General features: G+C 62.6%; 4 protein-coding genes and 1 pseudogene. 3 read left to right on the forward strand and 2 right to left on the reverse strand.

Annotation, left to right across the window (positions count from 1 at the left end; all coding sequences use genetic code 11):
* Window positions 1-211, reverse strand: a pseudogene (locus ACP5MM_RS09620) (MBL fold metallo-hydrolase); the annotation flags it as partial.
* A 393-nt stretch (window positions 212-604) separates the two neighbouring features.
* On the opposite strand from ACP5MM_RS09620, the gene ACP5MM_RS09625 reads away from it, so the two are divergent.
* The 3 genes from ACP5MM_RS09625 to ACP5MM_RS09635 are packed head-to-tail and all read left to right on the forward strand — an operon-like array spanning window position 605 to window position 3,091.
* Complete coding sequence (locus ACP5MM_RS09625; protein WP_427934519.1) at window positions 605-1,951, forward strand: sigma-54 interaction domain-containing protein; 1,347 nt, start codon at window positions 605-607, stop codon at window positions 1,949-1,951.
* Window positions 1,944-2,624: an alpha/beta hydrolase gene (locus ACP5MM_RS09630; protein ID WP_427932779.1), complete on the forward strand. Its 681-nt coding sequence runs from the start codon at window positions 1,944-1,946 to the stop codon at window positions 2,622-2,624. The genes ACP5MM_RS09625 and ACP5MM_RS09630 overlap by 8 nt, the downstream gene beginning before the upstream one ends.
* Window positions 2,621-3,091, forward strand: coding sequence for a CopD family protein (locus ACP5MM_RS09635; RefSeq protein ID WP_427932778.1), 471 nt, complete (start codon window positions 2,621-2,623; stop codon window positions 3,089-3,091). The genes ACP5MM_RS09630 and ACP5MM_RS09635 overlap by 4 nt, the downstream gene beginning before the upstream one ends.
* Here ACP5MM_RS09635 and ACP5MM_RS09640 read toward each other — a convergent pair.
* Window positions 3,088-4,506 (reverse strand): dihydrolipoyl dehydrogenase family protein, encoded by a 1,419-nt coding sequence (locus tag ACP5MM_RS09640; RefSeq protein ID WP_427932776.1) that lies wholly within the window; start codon window positions 4,504-4,506, stop codon window positions 3,088-3,090. The genes ACP5MM_RS09635 and ACP5MM_RS09640 overlap by 4 nt on opposite strands.
* Window positions 4,507-4,759 lie beyond the last annotated feature (253 nt).

The raw sequence follows: 4,759 nt of genomic DNA on the forward strand, positions 1-4,759 counted from the left end.
GTTTCAATGCCAGGGCGGCCTCCCGGTGGCCTTCATGCATGTGGGTTTCCAGGATATAGCGCAGGGCCAGGCCCCGCTCCGCCATGAACGACAGCAACGTCTCGACCTGTGCGGGGAGCGGATCCAGCACCACTGCCTCGCGCGTCACCGGATCGCCCAGCAGATAGGTCAGTAGGCCACTACCGGAGGTGCATAGCTGTCTGAAAATCATGACCCGATCGCCTCCCATTTGTGTCGGCGATCTTTACAGGCAAGTCTTGTGCCAAATCGGATTGACAGGTATGGAATAGCGTCGATCGACGTGCAATAATTTGTTTATATGGGACAAAGATGACTATCGCCCTGGGCGGAAAGGGTGTTCCGCCTGTCATGCTGTCGATCCTGTTTAGGCCGGACTGCCATTTCTGGCATTTTTTTGTTTTCCATAGCTGCTATAATTGGCATACCTGGGATGGGACCGGGATTTGCGGCCATACCAGGCAGCTTGCCAGGGATCCCGGCCATTCAAGGAGCTATCGACAAGGCATGGCACTGGTGCCTGGGGAAAATGCTGGCAGCGAGGCGTTGTGGGCGTGTACATTGCACGGGCCGTCAAGAGGGATCCATGGCTGATTTACTGCGACAACTGCGACCCGAGGTGACCTCGCTGCTGGACTGCTTCAGCGTACCGGCGGTCTTGCTCTGCGCGGATTACAGCATTCTGGCTGCCAATCAGGCCTATCGCCGGACCTTTGGCGATGGCCGGCCCTTGCGCGGTCGCTCCTGTTACCATCTGATGGCACAGGCGGGTTATGCCTGTGCGGGAGAGGGCCTGCATTGTCCCATCGAGGATTGTCAGCGGACCGGCACCGGCCAGCACGTGGTCCATCCGGGCAAGGCGGGCAATATTCAGATCGACCTGTACCCCATCCGCAATGAAAACGGCGAAAGCGTCTATTTTCTTGAGCTTCTGACACCCATTGGCGAACCAGGAAAGCTGGCCGCGCCGCTCATGGTGGGCCGTTCTGCTGCCTGGATGCAGGCCATCGCCCTTATTCATCGGGTCGCGCCCAGCGATGCGGCGGTCCTGTTGCTGGGGGAATCGGGGACGGGCAAGGAGTTGGCTGCCGCGGCGGTGCATCAGGGGAGCAGATACCATGACGGACCATTCGTCCCGGTGGATTGTTCCGGGTTGCCCGAAGGGCTCTTCGAAAGCGAGTTGTTCGGCCACGAAAAAGGGGCCTTTACGGGGGCCCATTCGCGCAAGATCGGGTTGGTGGAAGCGGCCAAGGGCGGCACCCTCTTTCTCGATGAGATGGGCGATATTCCCTTGAGCCTGCAGGTAAAGTTGTTGCGCCTCCTGGAGACGGGGGAATTTCGGCGGGTGGGGGGGGTCGATCCCATTCGTGCCCAATTCCGGCTGGTTTCCGCCACGCATCGCGATCTGGAAGGCATGGTGGCGGAGGGACGCTTTCGCCAGGATCTATTCTATCGCCTCAACACCTTCCCCATTTCTCTTCCGCCCTTGCGCGACCGCCGGGAGGACATCTCCATGTTGGCCGAGGCCATACTGCAGCGCTTGCCGGTGGGAAAGGGGCTGCGCGTCCATCCCGATGCCCTGGTTTTGCTGGAAGGGTATGATTACCCGGGCAATATCCGGGAGCTGCGCAATATTCTGGAGCGTGCGGCCCTGCTTGCCGATGACACCTGGATACGGCCGGAGCACCTGCCGCCTTCCTTGCAGAAAGGGGCGGCCCTGCAAACATTGACGGTGCCCGAGGCGGTGCCCGGCGTGGCCGGGATCATTCCGCTGGCCGAGCTGGAAGAGCGTTACTTGCGCTGGGCGAGCCAGAGCCATGGGGGGGACCGGCGTAGCTTGGCCCAACGTCTGGGGGTGAGCGAGCGAACATTGTATCGCAAGCTCGATGCCATCCGCAGCCAGGGAGAGTTGGCGAGGCCCGAGCATGGCTGACCCCCTATGGGAACCGGGCCTGATCGTGCGCGAGGGCGGAGCGGATAACGAATTGACCGTCATCCTGCTTCATGGCCTGGGGGCGGATATGGAGGATCTCGCCGGGATTGCCGAGGCCATGGAAGGGTGCAGGGGGGTTCGCTGGCTATTCCCCAATGCGCCGGTGCGCTCCGTCACCCTGAACGGTGGCGCCAGGATGCGGGCCTGGTACGACATTTACGGTTTCGGGGGCGCTGCCGGAGAAGATGGCGACGGCCTGGCGGCGATGGCCGGCGCGCTGGGGGTATTGCTCGCCGCGGAGCGGGCCCGGTCTGCGGGCCCCATCGTTTTGGGAGGCTTCTCTCAGGGTGGGGCCATGGCCCTTTATACGGCGTTGCACGCCCGCGAGCCGGTGGCTGGCGTTCTGGCCTTGAGCGCCTACCTGCCCCGCAAGGATCTCCTGCCCGCCGCGGCGGCGGATTCGCCGGCCATTTTCATGGCCCACGGTACTTTCGATCCCATCATCCCGCTGGACCTCGCCCGCCATGGTTTCGGGCTTCTGGAAGCCCGGGGCTATCGGGGGTTGTGGCGTGAATATGCCATGGGGCATACCATAATCGGAGAGGAGTTGGCGGATGCGGAACGGTTTTTGTGGGCGACCCGCGCCGCCGGGCGCCATGGGGAAGGGACATGAACGAGATCTTGATTGCGCAGTTTTTTCACGTTCTGGCGGTGGTGATCTGGATTGGCGGGATCTTCATGTTGGACCTGATGCTGGCGCCCCTCCTGGGGCGCTTCATTGCGGCGCAGGATCAGCGCGTCCATCTGCTTTATGGACTGCTCAGGCGTTTTTTCGCCTGGGTCTGGCTGGCGGGGGGAACGCTGGTCGTCACCGGCTATGGCATGGTCTTTCTCTATGGCGGTTTTGGCGCCCTCAGCCCGCCCATGTGGATCATGGTGGTGTTAGGCACCTGCATGGTGTTGCTGGCCCTGCACGTCTTTTTTGCACCGTTTCGGCAAATGGGTCGGGCGATCAGGCGGGAAGACTGGAAGGCGGCCGCCGGGGCCGCCGCCAAGGTGCGTTTTCTGTCCGGCATCAATCTCTTCCTCGCCTTTCCCACCATCCTCGCCGGGGTATGGGGCATTTTCGGAAGCAGCTAGTCCTCCCCGAAGATCTGCGCCTGCAGGCCCCAGCGCGCCGCCAGGGTTTCCGTGGCATTGAGCAGTTCTTCGGCCCGCGCCGGATGATTGAAGCGGGTTTGGGCGAGCTGACGGAGGAACTGTTCCCGATCCGCGGAAAGGGAGAGCAGGTGGATGAGTTCCCCCGCTTCCCGACCCACCACTTCGCCTCCCAGCAGCGCGCCGCTATCCATGTCCGCCAGGAGCCGGACAAAGCCCCGGCTGTCATCCTGGCCGAGGGCGCGAGGGGAGGTCTCGAAGGCGGCAAAACCGACGGCAGGCTCAAAGCCTTCCTCCTCGGCCTGATCGTCGTTCATGCCGATGCGCGCCAGTTCCACCGCCGAATAGATGAGTTCCGGTACCCACAAGGGGTCGCGGCCCCTGGGGCTGGCGGCCACGATGTTGTTGACGGCCAAAGTGGCGTCGGCCAGGGCCTGGTTGGCATTCATGAGCGGCCCGATCACGTCGCCGATGGCATAAATGCCGGCCTCTGCCGTTTCCAGGTAGTCATTGACCCGGACGAAACCGTTTTCATCCCGCGCAACCTTGGTGTTTTCCAGCCCCAGATCGTCCGTGAAGGGTTTACGGCCGGTGGCCAGCAGGGCCCAGTCGGCTTCCAGCATGCGGCCATCACTGGCGAAGGCCCTGACGCCCTTCTCGCCAACGGCTTCCATGCGCGTCAGGTGGAAATCGGCGTGCGGGCGGATGTCCAGGGCCTCCATGGCCTCGCGTAGGGTATCCTTGGCCTGAGGGGAATAGAAGGTGTGGGCCAGGGCGGGGGAGTGGACCACCCAGCTTACCTCTTTGCCGAGCAGGGAAAAGATGTAGGCGAACTCGGTGCCGATGACGCCGCCGCCGACCAGCAGGACCCGCTGCCCAGGGGGTACGCCGTCATCGAAAAGCATGTCGCTGGTGAGAATGCGGCCAGACAGCGGAGCGATGGGGCCGGGGAGAAGGGGGGCGGAGCCGGTGGCGATGACGCTGTGCCGGGTGCTGATCTCCCGGGTGCCGGCAGCGCCGCTGATCCGGATGTGTCGGGCATCGCTGAAGCGGCCGTGGCCGTTGAACATCTGCACGCCCAGGCGCTTGAGATAGTCGATATAACTTTTGCGCACGGTTTCCACCACCGTGCGCTGATGGAGCCAGGCCTGGTCCATGTCCCCGCCTAAGGGGCCGCCAACGACGCCGCGTTGGCGGAAATGGCGGCTCTGTTCGATCCATTTCGCCGTCTCATGCCAGTCTTTCTTGGGCACGCAGCCACGGTTGAGGCAGGTTCCTCCCCAGGCGGCGCGCTCGATGATGGCTACCTTTTGACCGCGGAGGGTAGCCAGTACCGCCGCACGATAGCCGCCCGGGCCGCTGCCAATGATGGTGAGGTCAAATGGGGTTGTATTCATCAGTCTGCACCTTTTTTGTGAGTCCGGCTGGCAAGTAAAGCATGCGCAAAGCTTACAACGTCCCGCCGCGCCGCGCCCGGCAGGGTTTGCGATAGATCCATAGATCGGCTTTATGGATCCGGGAGGCATTGGCGCGTGACGGATGCTTCCGAAAGCGACGGGAAATCCTTCGTAACGCTTTGCGTCATTTGCATTTCTTGCCGGGCATTGTTGTTGATTGGCGACGGTCATCGCCGATCATTTCGCAGGGAAG

Origin of the sequence: Acidithiobacillus sp., assembly GCF_049965315.1 — a bacterium.
Lineage (GTDB): Bacteria > Pseudomonadota > Gammaproteobacteria > Acidithiobacillales > Acidithiobacillaceae > Acidithiobacillus_B.